The organism is Stenotrophomonas sp. CASM101 (genome assembly GCF_049384845.1).
GTDB lineage: Bacteria > Pseudomonadota > Gammaproteobacteria > Xanthomonadales > Xanthomonadaceae > Stenotrophomonas > Stenotrophomonas hibiscicola.
In genome coordinates this window covers 274,617-295,560 of sequence record NZ_JBMRFR010000002.1, presented here as the reverse complement: position 1 = coordinate 295,560, position 20,944 = coordinate 274,617, and the positions used below count along the sequence as shown (strand labels likewise).

19 protein-coding genes are annotated in these 20,944 nt (G+C 66.7%); 9 read left to right on the top strand and 10 right to left on the bottom strand.

The window, feature by feature from the left end:
* Positions 1-94: 94 nt before the first annotated feature.
* Entirely contained in the window at positions 95-631 is a 537-nt protein-coding gene (locus VG543_RS05355; RefSeq protein WP_423177990.1) for a DUF411 domain-containing protein, read from the top strand.
* A 116-nt stretch (positions 632-747) separates the two neighbouring features.
* Here the strand turns inward: VG543_RS05355 and blaL1 are convergent, their stop codons facing one another.
* Positions 748-1,617: a L1 family subclass B3 metallo-beta-lactamase gene (gene blaL1 / locus VG543_RS05350; RefSeq protein WP_423177988.1), complete on the bottom strand. Its 870-nt coding sequence runs from the start codon at positions 1,615-1,617 to the stop codon at positions 748-750.
* Positions 1,618-1,820: 203 nt separating this feature from the next.
* Between blaL1 and VG543_RS05345 the strand changes: the two genes are divergently transcribed.
* Together VG543_RS05345 and VG543_RS05340 are read left to right on the top strand one after the other, a co-directional pair.
* Positions 1,821-2,087: a hypothetical protein gene (locus VG543_RS05345; RefSeq protein ID WP_019659810.1), complete on the top strand. Its 267-nt coding sequence runs from the start codon at positions 1,821-1,823 to the stop codon at positions 2,085-2,087.
* 9 nt (positions 2,088-2,096) lie between these two features.
* Positions 2,097-3,269: a low temperature requirement protein A gene (locus VG543_RS05340; protein WP_312544737.1), complete on the top strand. Its 1,173-nt coding sequence runs from the start codon at positions 2,097-2,099 to the stop codon at positions 3,267-3,269.
* Positions 3,270-3,370: 101 nt separating this feature from the next.
* Here VG543_RS05340 and VG543_RS05335 read toward each other — a convergent pair whose 3' ends face one another.
* From VG543_RS05335 to VG543_RS05305, 7 genes are all read right to left on the bottom strand, one after another.
* Positions 3,371-3,886 (bottom strand): DUF1697 domain-containing protein, encoded by a 516-nt coding sequence (locus VG543_RS05335; protein ID WP_423177986.1) that lies wholly within the window; start codon positions 3,884-3,886, stop codon positions 3,371-3,373.
* Entirely contained in the window at positions 3,883-4,524 is a 642-nt protein-coding gene (locus VG543_RS05330) for a response regulator transcription factor (RefSeq protein ID WP_021202327.1), read from the bottom strand. The genes VG543_RS05335 and VG543_RS05330 overlap by 4 nt, the downstream gene beginning before the upstream one ends.
* The gene (locus VG543_RS05325; RefSeq protein ID WP_423177984.1) at positions 4,517-5,572 is read right to left on the bottom strand and encodes a sensor histidine kinase; all 1,056 of its coding nucleotides are present in this window, start codon (positions 5,570-5,572) and stop codon (positions 4,517-4,519) included. The genes VG543_RS05330 and VG543_RS05325 overlap by 8 nt, the downstream gene beginning before the upstream one ends.
* A gap of 235 nt (positions 5,573-5,807) precedes the next feature.
* Positions 5,808-6,545, bottom strand: a complete 738-nt coding sequence (locus tag VG543_RS05320; protein WP_019659805.1) for an MgtC/SapB family protein — start codon at positions 6,543-6,545, stop codon at positions 5,808-5,810.
* Positions 6,546-6,576: 31 nt separating this feature from the next.
* Positions 6,577-9,336, bottom strand: coding sequence for a magnesium-translocating P-type ATPase (mgtA, locus tag VG543_RS05315; protein WP_423177983.1), 2,760 nt, complete (start codon positions 9,334-9,336; stop codon positions 6,577-6,579).
* 63 nt (positions 9,337-9,399) lie between these two features.
* On the bottom strand, positions 9,400-9,699 hold the full coding sequence (locus tag VG543_RS05310; RefSeq protein WP_423177982.1) for a hypothetical protein: 300 nt from the start codon (positions 9,697-9,699) through the stop codon (positions 9,400-9,402).
* A 293-nt stretch (positions 9,700-9,992) separates the two neighbouring features.
* Positions 9,993-10,292, bottom strand: a complete 300-nt coding sequence (locus tag VG543_RS05305; RefSeq protein ID WP_075076975.1) for a hypothetical protein — start codon at positions 10,290-10,292, stop codon at positions 9,993-9,995.
* 355 nt (positions 10,293-10,647) lie between these two features.
* On the opposite strand from VG543_RS05305, the gene VG543_RS05300 reads away from it, so the two are divergent.
* The 4 genes from VG543_RS05300 (at position 10,648) to VG543_RS05285 (ending at position 15,806) form a co-directional block, all read left to right on the top strand.
* Positions 10,648-11,382 carry a CS1 fimbrial subunit B flags: Precursor gene (locus VG543_RS05300; protein ID WP_423177980.1) on the top strand — a complete coding sequence of 245 codons (735 nt, stop codon included), beginning with the start codon at positions 10,648-10,650 and terminating at the stop codon, positions 11,380-11,382.
* Between the two features lie 125 nt (positions 11,383-11,507).
* Entirely contained in the window at positions 11,508-12,008 is a 501-nt protein-coding gene (locus VG543_RS05295) for a CS1 type fimbrial major subunit (RefSeq protein ID WP_049408751.1), read from the top strand.
* A 58-nt stretch (positions 12,009-12,066) separates the two neighbouring features.
* Positions 12,067-14,571 carry a TcfC E-set like domain-containing protein gene (locus tag VG543_RS05290; RefSeq protein ID WP_423177979.1) on the top strand — a complete coding sequence of 835 codons (2,505 nt, stop codon included), beginning with the start codon at positions 12,067-12,069 and terminating at the stop codon, positions 14,569-14,571.
* 23 nt (positions 14,572-14,594) lie between these two features.
* Positions 14,595-15,806 carry a hypothetical protein gene (locus VG543_RS05285; protein ID WP_197621810.1) on the top strand — a complete coding sequence of 404 codons (1,212 nt, stop codon included), beginning with the start codon at positions 14,595-14,597 and terminating at the stop codon, positions 15,804-15,806.
* 58 nt (positions 15,807-15,864) lie between these two features.
* Here VG543_RS05285 and pip read toward each other — a convergent pair whose 3' ends face one another.
* Positions 15,865-16,812, bottom strand: coding sequence for a prolyl aminopeptidase (gene pip / locus VG543_RS05280; protein ID WP_423177977.1), 948 nt, complete (start codon positions 16,810-16,812; stop codon positions 15,865-15,867).
* A gap of 114 nt (positions 16,813-16,926) precedes the next feature.
* Here pip and VG543_RS05275 point away from each other — a divergent pair, with 114 nt between their 5' ends.
* Positions 16,927-17,592, top strand: a complete 666-nt coding sequence (locus VG543_RS05275) for a TraX family protein (RefSeq protein ID WP_423177976.1) — start codon at positions 16,927-16,929, stop codon at positions 17,590-17,592.
* Between the two features lie 458 nt (positions 17,593-18,050).
* On the top strand, positions 18,051-18,407 hold the full coding sequence (locus VG543_RS05270) for a hypothetical protein (protein ID WP_423177975.1): 357 nt from the start codon (positions 18,051-18,053) through the stop codon (positions 18,405-18,407).
* A 221-nt stretch (positions 18,408-18,628) separates the two neighbouring features.
* On the opposite strand, the gene VG543_RS05265 is transcribed toward VG543_RS05270, so the two are convergent.
* Entirely contained in the window at positions 18,629-20,824 is a 2,196-nt protein-coding gene (locus VG543_RS05265) for a TonB-dependent receptor (RefSeq protein WP_423177974.1), read from the bottom strand.
* Between the last annotated feature and the right edge of the window lie 120 nt (positions 20,825-20,944).

Below are 20,944 nucleotides of genomic sequence, written 5' to 3'. Positions count from 1 at the left end.
CTGCCGTAGCTGCTCGACTTCTTCTCGACTCTGCCCGCGCCTTCGATGCGCGGGCGGCGGGCTACGTTGCCCGCCTCTGCAAAGGAATCACTCAATGAACCGTACTCTTTCCCTCGGCCTGCTGCTGGGCACCGTGCTGGCCACGACCGCCTGCGCTCGTGCCGCCGAAGAATCCTCCGCGGCACCGGTCGCCAGCGAAGCACCGGCACCGGCCCAGGCCAGCCCGGCCAAGATCGATCCAGGCTTGCCGGTCGCCATCGTGCACAAGACCGCCAGCTGCGGTTGCTGCGGCATCTGGGTCGACCACCTGAAGGCCGCCGGCTTCCAGGTCGATGTGCGCGACACCGATGACATGAATCCAATCAAGGTCCGCCTGGGCGTGCCGGTCGGCAAGGCCTCTTGCCATACCGCCGAGATCGGCGGTTACGTGGTCGAGGGTCACATCCCGGCCGAGGACATCAAGCGCCTGCTGGTCGAACGCCCGGCCGCGCGCGGGCTGGTGCTGCCCGGCATGCCAGCCGGTTCGCCGGGCATGGAAATGCCGGACGGCTACGTGCAGCCGTACACCGTCGAGCTGGTGCGCACCGACGGCAGCACCGAGCCGTTTGCCCAGCACGGCCAGGGCGGCTGATGGACGGAGGGTGCCGGTCGTCCTGACCGGCACTCTCCGACGCGTCTTGTGTAGAGCCGAGCCTATGCTCGGCTGTGTTTGGCCGGCAAGCCGAGCATGGGCTCGGCTCTACAGGATCAGCGTGCCGTGGCCGTTTCCTTGGCCAACTGCGCGTCGAACTTCTTCTCGGCCGCATCCGCGTAGGCTTTGCAGCTCAGTACCTTCTCGCTGGCGTTGCTGCCAGCAGCATAGTTCCAGTTGCTGGCGCCCGGATGCGGAGTCAGCAACAAGTCGCAGGGCAGGCCGCGCACCATGGCGAAGCTGCGTCGGTAGTCCTGGACCAGGCGGGGATAGCGGGCGTTGCCCTGGAGCTGGTAGCCCGGCGCGCTCAGGCTGTCGGCATAGGCGATGCGCACCGGCTTGCCATCGCGGGTATCGGTCCAGGTCCAGGCGGTGCTGCCGGGGGTGTGGCCCGGCATGAAGTGCGCGGTGAACGCGATGCCGCCCACGGTGACCACCTCGCCATCCATGATGATGCGGTCGGTGCTGGCCGGCGGAAAGGTGATGCTGTCGCCAAAGTGCAGGTCGTTGCTGCCACCGCGCGCCAGCAGCACGGCCGTTTCTGCATTGGCCGCCACATGCGCGCCGGTGCGACGCTTGAGCTCGGCGACCGGGCCGGCGTGGTCGGCATGCGCATGGCTGAGCAGGATCAATCGCAGGTCCTGCGGGGCCACGCCACGTGCCTTCATGTTGTCCAGCAGGTGACCGGCCATCTGCGGCATGCCGCCGTCAAGCAGCACCGCACCGTCGGCGGTCTGCACCAGTAGCGCGGTCAGGTCCTCGGTGCCGATCTGCCAGGTGTGGTCGGCGATCTGCAGCGGTGCCATCGGCTGCAGCCAGGATGCGTCTACGGTGTAGGCCTGCAGCTGTGGCAGCGGTGAGTCGGCGGCAGTGACATCCATGGCAAGCGTGGCAGTCAGGGCAAGGGTCGTCAGGCAAAGGCGCATGGCGGAGAGGTGTCTGGGCAGGGTCGGATGAAGCTAGCACGTACCCTGGGCGGGCCGTTTCGCGAATAATTCATGGCTGCCATAAGCTCCGCCGCAGTCGATGCAGGGATTGTTCGCTTGCTGTGGATTGTGAATCCATCTCCACAGGCTGGAGCGCAGAATCGGCCGGGGCTAGCCTGCTTTCAGGCTCAAGGAGGTGGACCATGCATGTGCTCATGGTGATGCTGGGTGGCGTGCTCCTGCTAGGGGTGTTCCTGCTGTTTGGCCGCCTCTGGAGCGTGGGCACCTCGCAGCTGCCCACGGCGCTGATCGCCTTCATCGCCACCTGGCTGCTGGTGGCCGTGGCCAACATGTGGGTGGGGGTCAGCAGGGCCGGTTACGCAGTACGCGAGGAGCTGCCGATCCTGCTGCTGGTGTTCGCCGTGCCGGCGCTGCTGGCCGGTTTCCTGTACTGGCGCCTGGCGCGCTGAAGGAGTTGCATGAGTACCCGACTGCGCCTGCCCGCGCTGCGCCACCGCGATGGCCATCATGCCCGCGTGACCTACGAAGAACTGTTCTTCGACCTGGTCTACGTGTTCGCGGTCACCCAGCTCAGCCACCATCTGCTGCATCACCTGGACCTGGCCGGCGTGCTGCAGACCCTGGTGCTGTGGTTCGCGGTCTGGCTCGGCTGGCAATACGCGTGCTGGGTCAGCAACTGGTTCGACCCGGAGGCGCCGCGCATCCGGGGCCTGATGTTCGGCACCATGCTGCTGGCGTTGTTGATGTCCTCGTCCATTCCCGAGGCATTCGCCGATCGTGCGTGGATCTTCGCCGGGGCGTACGCCACGATGCAGGTCGGACGCACCGCGTTCGTGTTGCTGGAGGTCGGCCGCAAGCATCCGTTGGCGCCGAACTTCCGCCGCATGCTGGCCTGGGTCAGCGTGTCGGCCTGCTTCTGGCTGGCCGGCGCGGCGGCCGAGGGCCACCTGCGGCTGGCACTGTGGGCGGTGGCGGTGGCCTGCGAATACATCTCGCCGATGTTTGGCTTCGCGTTCCCGGGCATGGGTCGTTCGCACACCCGCGACTGGACCATTGAGGGGGGTCACCTGGCCGAACGCTGCCAGCTGTTCGTCATCGTCGCACTGGGTGAGACGTTGCTGGCCACCGGGGGTGTGCTCAGCGACGTCGAGCACTGGGACCTTGAAGTGGTATCGGCGGTGCTGGCCACCTTCGCCGGCACGATTGCGATGTGGTGGCTGTACTTTGGCATCTCCAGCCACGATGCCACAGAGGCCATCACCCACGCGGAAGACCCCGGACGGATGGGGGCCAACTTCCATTATGTGCATGCATTGCTGATCGCCGGCATCATCGCCACCGCGGTGGGCAACGACCTGGTGATGGATCACCCGGAAGCGGCGGTGACGCCGGTATATGCAGCGGTGCTGGCCGCCGGGCCGTTGATCTACCTGCTTGGCAGCGCCCTCTACAAGCGCGTTGTGTACGGGCGCGCCCCGTATTCGCATCTGTTCGGTGCCATGGCGCTGGTCGTGTTGGGCGTGGTCTTGCCGCACAGCCACCTGCTGGCCGCCGGTTGGCTGACCAGTGCGGTACTGCTGGCCGTGGGGTTGATGGATACGCGGTTGAAGCGTCGCCTGCAGCGGGCGTGATCCGTTGCGTCAGCAAAGCGCTCCAGCCGCCATCGAGCGCAAGCGCTGAGCAGTCGATTGACACTCGACTTCAACACCGCTGCACAAGAAATGCTGGCAGGCTAGGCCAGCGCGGCGGCCATCGCTGCAAGCTTGCCCACCGTGTTCATGTTGCGGGCAGTGCCTTGCTGGGCATAGGGCATCCGCAGGCGCGAGCCGGCCATGCCGTCTCCGTAATGGATGAAGATCTCGCGCGTGCCGAGTGCGAGCTGTTCGTCGCGCAGGCCGGTCACGCCGTCGAGCGGATCGGCGGGCGGGCTGCCGTCGAGGAACAGGGCGACCACACGGTTGCCGGCCGCCTGCGGAAATGGATTGCGCGCCACCACGCCGGCGATCTCGTTGGCCGAGCGCACCAGCACGCCCACCGGCTTGCCAGCATAGACCTTGAGCCGCTCGCCGAGGGCCTGGCGCACGCCCGCCCCGTCGAGCGAGCTGCGGAACACCACGTTGCCGCTGGCGATGTAGGTGCGGACATCGGCGAAGCCTGCGTCCTCGCACATCGCCACCAGTTCGCGCATCGGCAGCTTGCCGGTGCCGCCGACGTTGACCGCGCGCAGCAAGGCGACGTAGGCGTTCATGGCGTCCCCGCCTGCAGGCGGTCGTACATGCGTACCAGGTCAACCAGGGTGCGCGCGCCCATCTTGCGCATCACCTGCGCACGACGCACCTTGACCGTGATCTCGCTGACCCCGAGGTCAGCGGCGATCTGCTTGTTGAGGCGGCCGCGCACCACGCCATCGACCACCTCGCGCTCGCCCGCGCTCAATGAATCCCAGCGCTGCTGCAGGGCGCCCAGCACGTCGCCGTCGCGGCGGCGCTGGCGGTCGATCTCGATGCCCCTGTGGATGGCATCGAGCAGCTCCTGGTCACGGAAGGGCTTGGTCAGGAATTCGATGGCGCCGTCCTTGATTGCGTTGACACCCATGGCGATGTCGCCGTGGCCGGTGATGAACACCACCGGCAGCCGCAACCCATGGTTGCCCATCGTGCGGTGGAATTCCAGGCCGCTCTGGCCGGGCATGCGCACGTCCAGCACCAGGCAGGCCGGTGCGTCTACCAGGTCGTGTTCAAGGAACGCCTGGGTGGATGCAAAGGCGTGCACCCGCAAGCCCATCGATGCCAGCAGGTCTTCCAGCGCCGCGCGCACCGACGGATCGTCGTCGACCACATACACGATGGGTGCCGGATCGACGGCAGGGGTAGCGGGCCTACGCATGTTGGGCATCCGTGACGATGGGCAGGTCGAACACGAAGCAGGCACCGCCGCCTGCCGGCCGTTCGGCGCGGATCTGGCCGTCGTTGGCTTCGATCATCGAACGGCTCAGGCTGAGGCCCAGGCCCAGCCCGTGTGACTTGGTGGTCCAGAACGCATCGAAGACGCGTTCGGGATGGTCGGCGGGCAGGCCGACGCCACGGTCGCGTACGCTGAGGCTGACACGCTGGCCGTCGCGCCGGGTCAGCAGCGACAGACGCCGGTCGCCTGCGGGTATGGCTTCCATTGCATCCACTGCATTGAGGATCAGGTTGCCGATCACCTGCTGCACCTGCACGCGGTCGGCGTGTACCTGTGGCAGGTCGGGGTCCAGCAGCAGGGCTACGGCCACGCCATGCCGGTTCAGTTCGCTGCGCGACAGCGCCAGCATTTCCTCCACCGCCTGGTTCAGGTCGAAGGCGCGTCGTTCCGGTGCCGCGCCCTGCGTCAGACCGCGGATGCGGGCGATCACGTCACCGGCGCGGTGCGCGTCGGCGAGGATGCGGGCTACGGTCTGCCGGGCCTTGTCCACGTTCGGCGGGTCCTGCGCCAGCCAGCGCTGGCAGGCTTCGGCGCTGCTGGCGATTGCGGCCAGTGGCTGGTTGACTTCATGGGCGATGGAGGTGGTGAGCTCGCCTACGGTGGACGCGCGTGCCACCCGCAGCAGGCGGCCCTGCGCTTCCTGCACTGCGGCCTTGGCCGCTTCCATGTTCAGAGCGAGATAGGTGGTGATGCCGATCACCAGCATGCCGATCACCGAGTTGACCAGGCCGATGCGGTAGGTGCCGAAGCGGGTCAGGAAGAAGCTCAACCCCGTCAGCGCGATGCAGGCGATGGCCAGGGTGATCAGCCCGCGCGCGCCCAGCACGCGCGACGCCGCAAGGATGACCGCTGCATAGAAGCAGGCCGCGGCAATCGCATAATCGGTGACGGTGTCGATCAGGAAGATCGCCGCCATCACGACGATCAGGGCCAGCAGCACCAGCGGGCGGCGAGGCGACAGCGATGGCATCGGGGAGCTCCCTGGTGTGGGGGAAAAGGATAGCAAAGCCATCACCGTTGGATGCCGACCTTGGTCGGCGTGCTCTCGTGCGGTGGGTGCCGACTCCTGGTAGGTGCCGACCGTTGGTCGGCACAGCAATTGAATGGCGGGGGCGATGAGGGTTTGTGCCGACCAACGGTCGGCACCCACCAAAGCGATGCACGGTGCGTCCGGGGATCATGGGGTTGCCGGCCGGCGGCCGGCACTACTCCTCAAGGCTGGCGTTCCAGAAGCCCTGCAGTACGCCGGGCGTGGTCGCCAGCGTGGCCAGCACGGCATCGAGCTCACCGGCATCCACCGTGGTGGCATACAGCACCGCTTCGATCTCCACGTCACGCTCGCCGAATGGCCGCTGGTCCACCGCGCGCACCGGGTACTGCGCCTGCTCAAGCAGCAGCAACAACCGGTCCAGTACCTCGGCCTGCTGCTCGCGCTGGCAGACCACGTTGATCGCATAGGTCGCCTCGCTGAACGCTTCCGGCAGCGGCTGCCGCTGGATGCGGTTCACCACCGGCCGCAGCAGGGTGTTGGCGGCCAGCACGAACACTGCCGCCAGCACCGCTTCGGGCAGCAGCTTGATACCGGCACACGCACCCACCGCCGCCGAGCCCCACAGGGTGGCGGCGGTGTTCAGGCCGGACACCTGGGCGCCGTCCTTCATGATCGCGCCGGCGCCGAGGAAGCCGACGCCGGAGATCACATAGGCCACCACATGCAGCGGCGAGGGTGAACCACCGTACAGGTCATGGAAGCGCACGGCCAGATCGACGAACACCGCCGCTCCCACCGCCACCAGCGTGTTGGTACGCAGGCCGGCGGTGCGTTGGCGCAGTTGCCGTTCCAGGCCGATGGCCGTGCCCAGCACGAACGCCACCGACAGGCTGATCAGCGAACTCAGGGTTGCGCCGGCGTTGAACGCCGGCAGGTTCGGATTGATGTCCATTGTGTTTCTCCCTGGACAAAGCGGCGGGCGTTTACTGCCAGCCGTACCGGCGGATGTAGAACTTCTTCAGCGCGGTGGTCAGCACCGCATAGCCGAACAGGATCGCCACCAGGAACGGCCAGTAGCCGGCCGGCAGCGCCTGCAGCTTGAAGTAGCCGGCCAGCGGGCTCATCGGCAGGGCCACGCCAATGGCCATGATCAGGCCGGTCATCAGCAGCAGTGGCGGCGCGGCGATGCTCTGCAGGAACGGCACCTTCGGCGTACGGATCATGTGCACGATCAGGGTCTGGGTCAGCAGGCCGACCACGAACCAGCCGGACTGGAACAGGCTCTGGTCGCCGGCGGTGCGCGCATCGAACACGTACCACATCAGCGCGAAGCAGGTCAGGTCGAAGATCGAGCTGATCGGCCCGAAGAACACCATGAAGCGGCCGATGTCCGCCGGGTTCCACTTCAGCGGCTTGCGCACCAGTTCCTCGTCCACGTTGTCGAACGGAATGGCGATCTGCGAGATGTCGTACAGCAGGTTCTGCACCAGCAGCTGCAGCGGCAGCATCGGCAGGAACGGCAGGAAGGCCGAGGCTACCAGCACCGAGAACACGTTGCCGAAGTTGGAGCTGGCGGTCATGCGGATGTACTTCAGCATGTTGTTGAACGTGCGCCGGCCCTGGATGACACCTTCCTCCAGAACCATCAGGTTCTTTTCCAGCAGGATGATGTCGGCCGCCTCCTTGGCGATGTCCACCGCGCTGTCCACGCTGATGCCGATGTCGGCCGCGCGCAGCGCCGGTGCATCGTTGATGCCGTCGCCGAGGAAGCCGACCACCTTGCCCTGCGCACGCAGCTCGCGTACCAGCCGCTCCTTGTGCAGCGGCGTCAGCCGGGCAAACACGCGATGGTGGTGCAGCGCCCGCGACAGCGCGCCATCATCCATGCGCTCGATCTGCGGGCCGGTCAGTATGGTGTCCGCGTCCAGCCCCACCTGTGCGCAGACACGGGCGGTCACCAGTTCGTTGTCGCCGGTGAACACCTTGACCTCCACGCCATGCGCGGCCAGCGCCTGCAGCGCCTGCGCTGCCGATTCCTTCGGCGGGTCCAGGAAGGCGACGTAGCCGACCAGGGTCAGGCCACATTCGTCGGCCTGCGAATAGGTGGTCTGGCTTGCGGCGGTCTCCTTCATCGCCACCGCCACCACGCGCAGGCCCTGTTCGTTCAGTTCCTCGGTGGTCTGCCGCACCCGCGCCAGGCGACGCTCGTCCAGCGGCATGTCCTGGCCGTTCTCGCGCACGGTGCTGCACACCGCCAGCATTTCTTCCACTGCCCCCTTGCAGATCAGCTCATGATGGTCCTCGCGCTCGGACACCACCACCGACATGCGGCGGCGCTCGAAGTCGAACGGGATCTCATCCACCTTGTGGTAGTCCTGCGACAGCCGCAGCGAGCTTTGCAGCTCCACGTGCTCCAGCACCGCACGGTCCAGCAGGTTGATCAGCCCGGTCTGGAAGTGGCTGTTGAGATAGGCGAACTTCAGCACGTCTTCCGAATCGTGGCCGAACACATCGGTATGACGCTCCAGCGCGATCCTGTCCTGGGTGAGGGTTCCGGTCTTGTCGGTGCACAGCACTTCCATCGCGCCGAAGTTCTGGATTGCATCCAGGCGCTTGACGATCACCTTGCGCCGCGACAGCAGCACCGCACCCTTGGCCAGGGTGGAGGTAACGATCATCGGCAGCATTTCCGGCGTCAGGCCCACCGCCACCGACAGCGCGAACAGGAATGCTTCGGTCCAGTCGCCCTTGGTCCAGCCGTTGATCAGCAGCACGAGCGGCACCATCACCAGCGCGAAGCGGATCAGCAGCCAGCTGACACTGTTGACGCCGGCCTGGAACGCGGTCGGCGCACGGTCGGTGGCGGTGCTGCGCAGGGCCAGCGTGCCGAAATAGGTGCGGTTGCCGGTGGCCAGCACAACGGCGGTGGCAGTGCCGGACACCACATTGGTGCCCATGAACAGCAGGTTGTGCTGTTCCAGCAGGCCAGCCAGGCCGTCGCCCGGGTGCGCGAACTTCTCCACCGGCAGCGACTCGCCGGTCATCGCGGCCTGTGCCACGAACAGGTCCTTGGCAGTCAGCACGCGGCAGTCGGCCGGAATCATGTCGCCGGCCGACAGCACGATGTGGTCGCCGGGCACCAGTTCGCGGATCGGCAGGTCCAGCAGGCGCGCCGGGCGCCGGCTGTGCAGGTGCGCACCGAAGTACTGGTCGGCCACATCGGCGGCCTCGGTGCCCGGATTGCGGCGCAGCACGCGCGCGGTGTTGCCGACCAGTGCCTTCAGCCGCTCGGCTGCACGGTTGGAGCGGCCTTCCTGCACGAAGCGGATCAGCGTGGACAGCAGCACCATCGCACCGATCACCACGGTGGCCTTGATGTCCTCGGTCAGCCAGGACACCGCGGCCAGTACGGTCAGCAGCAGGTTGAACGGGTTGCGGTAGCACTGCCACAGGTGCCGCCACCATGGCAGCGGCTTTTCGTGATCCACCTCGTTGGGGCCGAGCGTGGCCAGCCGCTCCTCGGCTTCATGCGGGCTGAGGCCATCGGCATGCGACTCCAGCGTGGCCAGCAGCTCGGCTTCCTCCTGCTGGGCAAGGGTGACCAGGCCGGTGGTAAGCGCGAACGGCGCGGCCTCGGCGCTGCCCGGGCCAAAGCCGGCTTCGGGCATCGCGCGGCGGCGGAACAGGTTGCCTGCGCGACGGCTGCGCAGGAAGGCATTGAACCAGGCGTTGAGCAGGCTCATGGGGCGCTCCTCGAATGTCAGAGCCGGCCGCAGCCGGAACACGAACGGAATGGGTGAGACAGTTCAGGCGTGGCGCATCGCCAGCACCGCCGGCGACCACGGCTGCATGTGCAGGCGCTGGCTGCCACCAATGCACAGCGGCTTCATCGCATCGCGCAGCGGGTAGGGCAGATGGCGCAGCACGGTGATCCGCTCGCTGATCGGCAGCAGCGACAGCGCGTCGGCCACCACGCGCGGCGAACCGAGCAACAGCGAACGGGCAAACATGACCGGTCCGTGCTGCAGCAGCTGGCTGCGCAGGGCGGCAACATCGCGCTCACCGATCAGGCGGCGCAGGGTGATGTAGAGGATCTTGTAGGACATGGGGGCGATCTCCAGGCAGGCGGCACCTGGCGGTCCCCCGTCACTCAGGCAGGCAGGGACCGGCGGGCAGGCGCCAGGAACAGGCAACAAGCGGGCATCCGGGGCGCGGTGCGCCCGGCAGGGTCGGGGTCCATCTGCGTCTCCATGAGGGGAGGGGGCCGGCCAGGGTTGCCCTGGCCAGTGGCGCTATTGTCCGCCCCTGAATGGGGTAGTCCTAGAGGCCCGTGGGGTAGCCCGGCTATACCTTGGTATAGCCGGGCGTATGCGGTGCCGATCGAGGGTTCAGTGGTGGGTCAATGCGCGCCGCTGGTCTGCTTGCAGACGTCGTACTCGCCACGGGTCAACGTCTTGTCACGGTCGGTATCGCAGGCATGCAGGCGCTCGGCCCAGTCGGGTGCCACGGCATCCACTTCGGCCAGCGTGACGATGCCGTCCTTGTCCTTGTCCAGCGACTCATACGGCGGTATCAGCTTCACTTCGGTGACGTCCTCGGCGGCGGTGGCCTTGCTCGCCTCCTGGGTTCTGGAACAGGCGCCCAGCAGCAGGCCGATGGTGATGAGGAGGACAGCAGGAACGCAGCGAATACCGGTCATGACAGGCTCCAGAAGTGGGGGCGCGGGCCATGGGGGTGGATGGCCACGGCCGGATCTTCGGCCCGGGTCCGTAAGCGAGCTGCGAAGAACCGGCGGGGTCGCCATGCAGCGGTGGGCGCGCGTTCACCCGCACGCCCCATGCGTGTGCCAGCCGCCGATGCTGATCCAGGGCGTGCCGTCGCGATGTGCAACGGGCCAGACCGCCGCGGCCGAGTGCGCGGACAGGATTTCCGGGTTGACCTGGGCGGAGCCACTTTGCGAGGTCGGAAATATCTGACCTTTTTGCAAGTTGTTGCATAGCCTGATTGTAAAGCTGCCGTGAAACTAACCGCTCGCCTCTCCCCGCGGGTTCGTCATGCAACGCGCACTCCTTCTCCTCCTGCTGGCCCTGTTCGCCAGCAGTGCCCAAGCCACGACACCACAGATCAATGTGGGTCTCCTGTTCGATCATCTTGCGCCCGCGCACAGCAACCTGCTCAAGCGCATACGCAATACCGGTGATGTGACCGCATACGTGCGCGTTGAGGTCACCCAGATGCACTTCGATGCAGACGGCAAGGTTGTCGAAACGCCGGTGGACACCGTGGCGCTGGTACGCAACGCACCTGGCGCGAACGGGGTGATCGCCAGCCCCAGCCGCCTGATCATTGCCGCCAACGGCCAACAGGCGACGCGCCTGGTCTATCGCGGTGACCGTGATGAGGAGCGCTACTACCGGCTCCGCTTCATTCCGGTGGTGCCCAGCGCCGAGGAATTCTCACTCAGCGATGCGCAGGTGCAGGAGATCACCGGGCTGACCTCGGCAGTTCGCGTGTTCACCGGCTACGGCACCGTCCTGTTCGTGGCACCGCGGAACACGCGCTATGACACCCGTGTGCAGGACGGTCACGTGCACAACGGTGGCAACGCCACGGTGGTGCTGGACAACCTGCGGTACTGCGAGCGAAGCAGTCCGGATGCCTGCACGCCCGGCATCATCGTCCATGTCCGGCCCGGGCGAACCTATGCGCTGCAGGCCGACGACAGCCGGTTCGCCCGCTACGACCTGAGGGAGGGCGACGACCACCGCAGCATCGACTCGCGCCGCTGATCGTCCGCCCATCTCCCCTTTCTGCAACGTCCCCACCGGGTTCGCCAGGCGCCCGGCGGGGAGGCTGTGTCTTCGTCCTGGCGTCGTATCCCATCGTATCCATCCACCGATCCCGGAGCATTTCCATGTCCCTGAAGAAGTACGCCCTGGCTGCAGCCGCTGCAGCCCTCATCGCACCGGCTGTCAGCCTGGCAGCCACCGAATCCAAGTCGATCACCGTCAACGTGACCGCCGACGTCCCGAACACCGCTGGCCTGCAGGTGTCCACGCCTGACGGCTGGGAAGGCCTGCCGCAGAACCTGCCGTGGGACACCGCGCGCGAAACGCTGGGCGAACTGACCGGGCGCGTCATCAACATCAAGTCGCCGGCTGCCATCACCGCCTACCTGACGTCGCCGGCACAGATGGCGTCGGCCGCAGACGTCGTGGACCTGGTGGTGAAGCTGGACAACGTGGAGGTTCCGGCAACCGCCGCCGCCAAGATCACCGTTGCCAACGCGGCCCAGGCCGCCGCGGGCAAGTCGCTGGCCTTCGCCATTGCGCCGACTGCGCCGACGGGCGGCTACAAGCAGGGCAGCTACGGCGGCCAGTTCCACATGATCTTCGAAAGCGACATCACCCCCTGAGTCCTTTCAGGCGCCCCGTCGCATCCAATGATGCGGCGGGGACGCCGGAACAGCGCCCATGCTCTCGTCCTCCAACCACCGTCGATTCCGACTGGCCCGGCTCGCGACCGCGATCGGTGCCGTGGTCCTTGCCACCTCAGCGCATGCGGCCGGCCTCGCGCCGGGCGAGCTGCCCAGCCTGCTGCAGCAGCGCGAACGCATGCCGGCCGAGTTCCGCGAGCACCTGTTTGGCAACCCGCTCACCGTGCGCGTGGAGCTGGACGGCCAGTATCTGGGTGACGCCGAGGTTCTGCTGCACGAAGACAACCGGGTGCAGGTGATCGGCTTTGGTGACAGCCACGAAAGCCGGCTGGCACAGACCGAGCGTGCCCGTTGGGGCGAGCAGCTCGCTGAACCGATGGCGCTGGGCGTATGCAGGCAGCAGTGCCGGGGCATGGCAGCGCTGCACTACAGTCTGTCCAACTCGCTGCTGAGCGTGCTGACGCCTGCCGGCGCGCAGAAGGAGCGGCGCCACATCGCCTTGCCGGACGCGGGCAGCCGGGGGTTGATCGTGCGCAACAGTCTTGCCGTGCACGGCGGCCAGGAACAGCAGGCCACCGTACGCTACAGCGCCGAACTGCGCGGCAGTGCCGGCCACTGGAGCACGGTTGGCAGCTACCAATACTACGCCCAGCCCGGCAGCAGCGAGCACTACCTCAGTGCCCTGTATGCCCAGCGCGAACTGGGCGATCACTTCGTTCGCGCCGGCTACTTCCTGCCCACCTTCGAGGGCATTGTGCGCCAGCCCCGCGCGCCGGGTACGCAGAACGATACGGCGCTGGGCCTGATGTTCGGATCCTCGGACGTGCTGCTGGCCGATACGCGAAGCCCCAGTGTCTATCCCGTCTATGTCACCGCCAGCGGCGAAGGCGTGGTGGAGATCTATCGCGACGGGAACCTGCTGTCCACGCAGGCCGTCAAGCCCGGCATCCAGGAAATCGATACGCGCCGGCTACCCGGCGGGATCTACGATGTGGAACTGCGGGTGGTCCAGGACGGCCGCGAAGCGTCCCGCGAAAGCGCGTCCATCCACAAGCCCAGCCGCTGGCAGGATCCCAGCCGCCGCTGGCGCTACAGCGCATTCGCAGGGCAGCAGCGCGGGCTGCTGGCCAGCGCCGGAAGCACCCGCGAGGGCGGCGCCGCGGCCGGTGCCGTGGTCAATTACCTGTTGCATTCCCGTGCGGTGGCCGGGGCCACCGTGCAGCGGATCGGCGCGCGGCATGCGGCGGGTGTGTCGATGGACTGGCAGGCCAGTGACCGCTTCAGCACCTATACCAATGTCTATACCTCCAGCGACGCCGGGCGCGGCGTGGACCTGCAGGGCCTGTACCGCTATCGTGCCGGCTCGGTGGTGGCCAACCATGCGCGCGGTTGGGTGGAGCAGCGCGAGCGCGTCGTGGCGGACGCGAGCAGCGCCCCACGCTGGGAGACCCGCGGCGGCTGGCAGGACACCACGGCCATCTCGATCACGCATCGTTTCGGGCACCGCGACACTGCCAGCCTGCGCGTGGCCCGCAGTTCGGGCTTCACCCGCGGGACCGGCATCGATGTCTCGTACGGGCGCCGGGAGACGGTGTTCGGCAAGCATGATGTCAACTGGCGCGTTTCCGCCTATGACCGCCCCGGCGCCCGCTACACGGGGTACCGGCGGCAACGCGGAATCGACCTGACGGTGAGTGTGTCGCTGGGCAGCGATCGACGCAGCTACAGCGGCAGCCTGGGCAGCCGCACCGGCGAAGCCGGACGCCGCGGCACCTATGTGACCGCGACCGCCACACAGCGCGTGGACGGCGCCGTACTGCAGAGCGTGAATGGCACGGTCACCGCCGAACGGGGCGGGCTGGGCGCAGGCGCGGGTGCCTCGCTGCAGAGCGCGTTTGTGGAAGGTGACATGCAGGTCTACCGCGGCGCGGCGTCGGGTCGCATCAGCGGCACCGCCAACCTCGACAGCACCGTGGTCATTGGCGGTGGGCGCGCCGCCGTGCTGGGGCAGGGGCGCGGCAGAAGCGCCGACACCGGGCTGATTGTCGATGTCCGCAGCGATTATCCCGATCTTGCCCTGCGTGCGGACGACAGTCACGGTGGCGGCGTTGCGCTGCGCCCGGGCCGCAACTTCGTTCCGGTGGCCGCGTATCGCGCAGGCCACGTGCAGTTCGATTTCCAGGGCCGGCATGCGCCGTCGGCAACGCTGCAGCCCTCGGTCGTCAGCTATCACCTCAACAAGGGCGGCGTGATGCATGCCACGCTGGACGTGCTGCGCACCTTCACCGTCATGGGCCAGGTACTGGATGCAGACGGCAACGGAGTGCGCGGCGTGCAGGTGATCAACCACGCCGGCCGCAGCGTCAGCCAGGAGGACGGCTTCTTTACCCTGGAACTGAGCGCCCGTGCGCCGGTGGTGGAGTTGCGTTACCCCAACCTGGTCAGCTGCACGCTGACGATGGAGGAGGGGCGCTACCCCAGGGAAGGGGATGTGTTGATGGTGGGCACCGTCGGATGTCCAGCCCCACTGGCAGGTCCGTGAGCGAACGCAGGAGAAACTACGTCATGGCAAACACTGTACTTCGTTCTCGAACATTCCAATCATCCATCGCACTCTACCTCGTTGGGCTCCTGCTGTTCCTGCCGCTGCCGCCTGCGCGTGCGGTAGATCTGCAGATTACCGCGGAGTTCAGGCCGACGGCTCTTGATCCCACCCACAACCGTTTCGTCAATACCACACCGCAATCAGGGTACTGTGCCCAGCACTCGGGCTACTGCAAGCCAGGCGACTTCACCATCAACACGGGCCTGAACGTCAGCCAGCGGCGGCTGTTCGGGGGGGGTGAGGAGGCGCGCGAGAAGTGGTACCTCGGCGCCGATGGAAACTGGCGCGACGTGACGGTTGTCAACGCCGCAGGCCATGAACTGAAGGCGCGCATACGACTGTTCCTCGTCGGCATGGAGTGGGGTTTGGCTCACGATGGCACGTCACCCGGGCTATATGGATCATCTACAGGAGGCTGCGCCGGTCGAACGGGCGTTGGGAATGCGGTGTTCTATCGATATGCCTGGGAAGTGCCAGAGCGCAGTGCGGTCTGCGCGCGCAATCCGCGTGCTACCACCGATTCCGTCGCGAACTATCTGCGATTCTCCATTGGCTATCACCTTGAAACCCCGAATCCGTTGCAGGCGCAGGATGGACAGTACAGCGGCAGCGTGACGTACACGGTTGGCAACGGGCAGCAGATCGACCTGGGGCAGGGTGACTATTCCGACTCGGAGCTGACACTGCAGCTGTTGTTGGACGTGGTCCACGACTTCAAGGTGCGTTTTGCAAGCGAGCGTCCAACCGTCAAGCTTGCCCCGGAAGGAGGCTGGGCACAGTGGAACGATCATGGCCTACCCCCGGCACGCCTCTATCAGGAGCTCCCTTTCTACCTGACTACGTCGATGGACTTCAGCATGAAGCTGCGCTGTGAGCACGACGCGGGCAATCGCTGCGGCATTCGCAATCAGACGCTTGGGCAGGTTGTACCGGTGGATGTGGACGTCACCTTGCCCGGCATGCGCAATCTGCGCGATGGGCGCCCGGCGCAGGACACACCGCTGTTACCCGACGACGCACAGGCGCCGCGCTTCACGCCGGATGGCTATCTGATGCAGCGGCGGTCGACCTTGCGGTTCACCGCAGGGCGGGACGCCGTAACAGAGATGCTGAAGGCGCCAGGCTCGCATTGGGAAGGCAACATGACCGTGGTGTTTGACGCCAACCCGTAGTCGCACGCAGGAGTGTGTTGCGGGGGTGCCGGCCAGCGGCCGGCACTACCCCAGGCGTTCAGAACCGGTCGGCAAAGGCATCCGTCGCCCGCACCAGCGCATCGACCGTGGCCGGCTCGTTGGCGCTGTGGCCGGAGGTCACCATCTCCAGGCGCGCTTCCGGCCAGGCCTTGGCCAGGTCCCAGGCGCTGCGCGGCGGGCAGATGATGTCGTAGCGCCCCTGCACGATCACGCCGGGCAGGTGGCGGATGCGATCGATGTTGCGCAGCAGCTGGTCCGGCTCCAGGAAGATGCCGTTGCGGAAGTAGTGCGCTTCAATACGGGCCTTCGCCAGCGTATCCAGCGGATCATCGGTGGATTCGGCATCCACGTCGTGCTGCAGGGTGGCGGCGTTGTCTTCCCAGCCCAACCAGGCCTGCGCGGCTTCGATGCGGGTCGTCTCGTCCGCGCTGTCCAGCCGCGACCAGTAGGCTGCGATCATGTCACCACGCTCGGCCTCTGGAATGTAGGCCTCATAGCGGTCCCAGCGCTCCGGGAAGATCCAGCGCGCACCCCCATCGGCCTCGGCGAACCAGCGGTTCTCCATTTCGCGGCCGAGGAATACGCCGCGCACGATCAGGCCGGTGGCGCGCTCGGGATGCGCCTGCGCATAGGCCAGTGACAGGGTCGACCCCCAGGAGCCGCCATAGACCAGCCAACGCTCGATGCCCAGGTGCTCGCGCACCTTTTCGATGTCCGCCACCAGGTCCTGCGTGGTGTTGTCGCGCAGCTCGCCGAACGGTGTGGAGCGGCCGCTGCCACGCTGGTCGATCAGCACGATGCGGTAGCGGGCCGGATCGAAGAAGCGGCGATGGGTGGGTGAAATGCCGGCGCCTGGGCCGCCGTGCAGGTACACCACCGGAATGCCCTCCGGCGTGCCGCACTCTTCGATGTGCAGCGTGTGCAGATCGCTCACCTTCAGGGTGAACTCGCGGTAGGGCTCGATGGCGGGGTACAGGGTGCGCATGGCGGGGGCCTCACAAGCAGGGTCGGCCAGCATAGCGCCGCGACCTGCTGGCTGCAGCGACGGACTCCTGCGCGGCGCTGGAAATGCGCTGGCCGATGCGCATAAGCTTCCGCGATGCAAGCGACCACGACCGGGACGTCCACGTTCAACCTCAGCCTCGGCAGTGGCGCGCGCGAGCTGTTGAAGTGGATCGCGCTGCTGGCCATGACCGGCGACCACGTGGCCAAGGTGGTGCTCGGGGGCTACGTGCCGGTGGTCAGCGAACTGGGGCGTATCGCCTTCCCGCTGTTCGCGCTGGTGATGGCCTGCAACCTGGCCCAGCCGGGCGCCGACCTGCGCAAATCGATCCGCCGGCTCGCGCTATGGGGGCTGATCGCCCAGCCAGTGCACGCATTCGCGTTTGGTTCCTGGCTGCCGCTCAACATCCTGCTTACTTTCACTCTGGCGGCCGTGGCCGTTCATGCGCTGGCGAACCATCGGCCCGTTCTGCTGTTGCTGGCTGCCGGCGTGCTGCCGATGTTCGTGGATTACCAGTGGGCGGGTGTCGGCTGCGTGCTGCTGGGATGGATCGCGTTCCGGCATCGCGCGTGGTGGCTGCTGCTGGTCGGGCTCGCAGCGGTGTGCTGGGCCAACCACAACGGCTGGGCATTGCTGGCTGTTCCTATGGTCGTGCTGGCGACGCGGGTGCCGAGGCAACTGCCGCGCTGGCGTTGGGCGTTCTATGGGTACTACGTTGGGCATCTGGCGGTGCTGGCATTGGTTGCCCATCTGCTTGCGTAATGTCGGAACTGGCATGTGGCATGTCCTGAATGCCGGATGCGGTCAAGGAATGCGCGGTGCCGATGCGGGTGAAGCATGCCGCCATCGGCATGCTGCAAGTTATTGAATTTTCGGCGCGATTGTCGATATGCGACAATGCTGCCACTGCGTGAACGTTGCTGTCTTTGCACTTGGGTTGTTGGCGCCTGCCACCCCGCTGTGCACATGATGGATTGCCACCGAAAAAGGGTGGCCGGGTGTGGAAACCCGTTTAGCTATGCGTTGTTTACGCTTGCCAGCCGGCGTCGCCTTGCGCGGCGCCGGCTGGCATTCCGTTCGCGTTCTATGGCGGGCGGTACGTGGGGTGCGCGCAAGCGAACCCACCGGGTAATGACGCTTAGCTACCGGTTTCCACACACGTACCGTCCGCCGCCTTTGTTAAGGGCGGTGGTCCCGCATGCCTTGCACAGAGACCTGCCATGAACGCATCGGAGTTCCCCCATCAGCGCGCCCCGGCCAATGCCGATGAGGGGCACGACATCCCGCCCGATCCCAACAACCTGACGGCCCTGCTGCACAGCATCGGGCTGGGCGCGGCTTCTGACGGCCAGCCTTGGCCCGAGCGCCACCAGCTGCCGGGCCGGTGCCTGGCGTTGGCCGACGCCGACGCTGCGCTGGCCAGGCTGCGTGTGGTGCAGGAGATCCTGCTGGCGGCCGAACGCGCCCGCCAGAATGGCGGCCCGGAACAGTACGTGGGTGATCGCGTAATGGAAGGGCTGAAGCTGGCGGCATTGGCGTTGACCAGCCACGCCATTTTTCGTCTGCACCCCGAGTAGACCTACGACGAGCGTGGATGCTGTTGGTGTAGAGCCGAGCCTGCGCTCGGCTCATCGGGCAAAACGCAGCCGAGCGTGGGCTCGGCTCTACAGGATATTCGCATCCTGCCTGGATGCCGTTGGCGGATGGCCCCGCGTTCTGTAGAGCCGAGCCTATGCTCGGCTCACCGGACGAAACGGAGCCGAGCATGGGCTCGGCTCTACAAGGGGTCCATGCCAGCTCAGAAATCCATCGTCGCCGACAGCAGCACCGTCCTCGGTGCACCCAGCGCCAGGCTCGACAACAACGGCATGCCCCAATACGCCTTGTTGGTCACGTTGTTGACGGTGGCGCGCAGCGCCAGCGGCCTGCCGGCCAGTGTGGTGCTGTAGCGCGCGCCGACATCGAACAACGTCCGCCCAGGCACCGACAGGCGGTTGTCGGCACTGATGTACTGCTTCGACATCGCCGTGGCATTGCCGGTGAGGGTCAGGCCTTCCAGCGCGGGCACATCCCATTCCACACCGAGTTTGGCCTGCCGCTGCGCAATTGCCGTGGCCATGCGGCCTTCATTCACGCCGCCAGCCGTCCGGGTCAGCTTCGGCTGTACATAGGCCACGCCACCGAGCAGGCGCACGCCGTCCAGTGGCGCGCCGAAGAAGCCCCATTCCACGCCACGATTCCGCTGTTCGCCGCCAAACGAGAAGATATTCGTGACCGGGTCGGTGTAGCTGCTGGGTCGCCTGATTTCATACAGGCTGAAGGTGTGCGCGAAGCGGCCCAGATCCAGCTTCAGGCCCAGCTCCTTCTGCTTGGTGCGGAACGGCGCGAACACGTCACCGGCATTGGCGGCGGTCATCGGCGCGGTGGCGCCCTGGCTGAGGCCTTCGATGTAGTTGGTGTAGAGGGAGATCGTGTCGGTCGCCTTCAGCAGCAGCGCCGCAGCCGGGGTGGTGGCGCTCTCGTCGTAGCGTGAGGTGCGTGCGCCCGTGGCCACGCTGAAGGTCTCGCTGACTACCTGCTGGCGGCGCACGCCCAGCGTCAGCTGCACGCGGTCATCGGCGAAGGTCAGCGTGTCGGCGACGCCGAGGCTGTCCAGCCGCAGTTCGGTATGCGAGATGTGCGGTGCCACGAACGGCGCGGCCGGGCCCCATACCGGGTTGTACAGATTGGTGGTCCAGTCCCAGCCGGGTACGCTGCGGCGGCCGTAGTCGTTCTGGGTATGCCGATAGTGGGTCACGTTGGCAGCCCATTGGTGACCGACGCTGCCGGTATGGAACGAACCGCGCAGGCCGGCATCGCCGGACTGCTTCCTGATATCGAAGGCGAGCTGGCCGATCACCGTGGTGAAGTCACCGGCCGGGTTGAGGATCTGCGCACTGATCGAGCCGTTGTAGCGGTAGTCGGTCCTGCTGGTGCCGTAGGCCAGGTAGGCCATCAGGTGTTCGTTGATGTCTAGTTCGCCACGCAGCATCGCGCCCTTGTCCTGGCTGTCCACGTAGGCCCAATCCGGGTTGATCAGCGTGTCGCCACGCGGTGGCCGCGGAATGGCGACGCCGGGTGCCAGGCCGACGCCACGTGCGGGGCCGTCAACACGGTCATCGGCGCTGTACAGGTCGGCCGACAGCCGCGCACGTTCGCCGCGCCAGTCCAGTGCCAGCGAACCGAGCTGGACCTTCTTGCGTTGCTTGCCCACGGGGCCATCGCCATCACGGTACGCGCCGTTGAAGCGGACGCCGAACTGCTTGTCCGCGCCGAGCCGACGGCCCATGTCCACATGGGTGCCGAACTGAGCATCGGAGGCGAAGTTGGCACTGACCCGCAGCAGCGGTTGATCGCCGGCACGCTTGGGGACCAGGTTGACGCTGCCACCGACCGAGCCGCCCGGCGGCATGCTATTGAGCAGCGCGGAGGGGCCCTTCAGCACTTCGATGCGCTCGAACATTTCCGGCGAGGTGCGGTAGTAGGGCGCCATGCCGCTGAGGCCGTTGAAGGTGGTGTCGCTGGTGTTGGAGGCGAAGCCTCGGATCGCGTAGTTCTCGCTCCACGAACCGGTGACGCCGTTGCTGAACACCGTGGGGTCGGTGGCGGCGATGACGTCGGTGAGGTCCTTGGCCTGGCGGTCGCGGATGAAGGACTCGGTGTAGCTGACCGTATTGAACGGCGTGTCCATGAAGTCCTTGTCGCCGAGCAGGCCGACGCGGCTGCCGGCGGCCACCTGACCGCCGGCATAGTCGCCGGTCACGCGGCGCTGTTCCTGCACCTGCACCGAGGGCAGGGTGGACGGCGCGGTTTCGGCCAGCGCGGCGCACGATGCCATCAGGCCAAGCGCGAGCGCCGATGCGCGGTAGCGCCGGGCCAGGCCGTGCAGATGCGCTTGGCCGCATGACGCGGCGGCAGCGCGGTTCTGCGGGGAAGAAGAGGGGTACGTGGTCATTCCAGGGTCCTGTGAATCTTGGGCGCGAGCGCGCCTGGCGCGCTGCCATCGGCAAGCACGGGAAGAGCGCGCAGCGCAGGGTTGTCGGCTGGGTGGGGACCTGGCGGGAAGTGAGCCTGG

What these genes read in the sequence shown, in the direction of transcription:
- VG543_RS05355 (WP_423177990.1), top strand. Translation starts at nt 95, where the DNA reads ATGAACCGTACTCTTTCCCTCGGCCTGCTGCTGGGCACCGTGCTGGCC.
- blaL1 (WP_423177988.1), bottom strand. Translation starts at nt 1,617, where the DNA reads ATGCGCCTTTGCCTGACGACCCTTGCCCTGACTGCCACGCTTGCCATG.
- VG543_RS05345 (WP_019659810.1), top strand. Translation starts at nt 1,821, where the DNA reads ATGCATGTGCTCATGGTGATGCTGGGTGGCGTGCTCCTGCTAGGGGTG.
- VG543_RS05340 (WP_312544737.1), top strand. Translation starts at nt 2,097, where the DNA reads ATGAGTACCCGACTGCGCCTGCCCGCGCTGCGCCACCGCGATGGCCAT.
- VG543_RS05335 (WP_423177986.1), bottom strand. Translation starts at nt 3,886, where the DNA reads ATGAACGCCTACGTCGCCTTGCTGCGCGCGGTCAACGTCGGCGGCACC.
- VG543_RS05330 (WP_021202327.1), bottom strand. Translation starts at nt 4,524, where the DNA reads ATGCGTAGGCCCGCTACCCCTGCCGTCGATCCGGCACCCATCGTGTAT.
- VG543_RS05325 (WP_423177984.1), bottom strand. Translation starts at nt 5,572, where the DNA reads ATGCCATCGCTGTCGCCTCGCCGCCCGCTGGTGCTGCTGGCCCTGATC.
- VG543_RS05320 (WP_019659805.1), bottom strand. Translation starts at nt 6,545, where the DNA reads ATGGACATCAATCCGAACCTGCCGGCGTTCAACGCCGGCGCAACCCTG.
- mgtA (WP_423177983.1), bottom strand. Translation starts at nt 9,336, where the DNA reads ATGAGCCTGCTCAACGCCTGGTTCAATGCCTTCCTGCGCAGCCGTCGC.
- VG543_RS05310 (WP_423177982.1), bottom strand. Translation starts at nt 9,699, where the DNA reads ATGTCCTACAAGATCCTCTACATCACCCTGCGCCGCCTGATCGGTGAG.
- VG543_RS05305 (WP_075076975.1), bottom strand. Translation starts at nt 10,292, where the DNA reads ATGACCGGTATTCGCTGCGTTCCTGCTGTCCTCCTCATCACCATCGGC.
- VG543_RS05300 (WP_423177980.1), top strand. Translation starts at nt 10,648, where the DNA reads ATGCAACGCGCACTCCTTCTCCTCCTGCTGGCCCTGTTCGCCAGCAGT.
- VG543_RS05295 (WP_049408751.1), top strand. Translation starts at nt 11,508, where the DNA reads ATGTCCCTGAAGAAGTACGCCCTGGCTGCAGCCGCTGCAGCCCTCATC.
- VG543_RS05290 (WP_423177979.1), top strand. Translation starts at nt 12,067, where the DNA reads ATGCTCTCGTCCTCCAACCACCGTCGATTCCGACTGGCCCGGCTCGCG.
- VG543_RS05285 (WP_197621810.1), top strand. Translation starts at nt 14,595, where the DNA reads ATGGCAAACACTGTACTTCGTTCTCGAACATTCCAATCATCCATCGCA.
- pip (WP_423177977.1), bottom strand. Translation starts at nt 16,812, where the DNA reads ATGCGCACCCTGTACCCCGCCATCGAGCCCTACCGCGAGTTCACCCTG.
- VG543_RS05275 (WP_423177976.1), top strand. Translation starts at nt 16,927, where the DNA reads ATGCAAGCGACCACGACCGGGACGTCCACGTTCAACCTCAGCCTCGGC.
- VG543_RS05270 (WP_423177975.1), top strand. Translation starts at nt 18,051, where the DNA reads ATGAACGCATCGGAGTTCCCCCATCAGCGCGCCCCGGCCAATGCCGAT.
- VG543_RS05265 (WP_423177974.1), bottom strand. Translation starts at nt 20,824, where the DNA reads ATGACCACGTACCCCTCTTCTTCCCCGCAGAACCGCGCTGCCGCCGCG.